Raw genomic sequence first — 338 nt, forward strand, 5'->3', positions numbered from 1 at the left:
ATGGTGTAGACGAAGGTGTCGGTGGCACCAGCCGGGGCCACGCTGTTGGGGTTGGCGTGGTAGACCGCGTTGCCCTGGGCATCCAGGGTCAGGTAACCATACTGGCCCATCACCTGGGTATTGAGCTGGCCCGTGGCGGAGGTCGAAGTGTCGTTGCCAGCACGCACGCCGACCACGTATTTCCCATCACTGACCACGTCCGCACCGACCACATCGTTATCCAGCACGTTACCGGCCACCGTACCGCCTTCGGTGACACTGGCGAAGTCGCTGTGAGCCGTCGGTACGTCATCGACGATGGTGATGACGATGGTGTTGGTGGTCGTGTTGCCCAACGA

At 61.8% G+C, this 338-nt stretch carries 1 protein-coding gene; it reads right to left on the bottom strand.

Annotation, left to right across the window (positions count from 1 at the left end; translation table 11 throughout):
* Positions 1–338: VCBS domain-containing protein (locus NJF35_RS24645; RefSeq protein WP_253091627.1), on the bottom strand; the 338-nt coding region annotated here is incomplete at both ends.

It is taken from the genome of Pseudomonas guariconensis, from assembly GCF_024127895.1.
Lineage (GTDB): Bacteria > Pseudomonadota > Gammaproteobacteria > Pseudomonadales > Pseudomonadaceae > Aquipseudomonas > Aquipseudomonas guariconensis_B.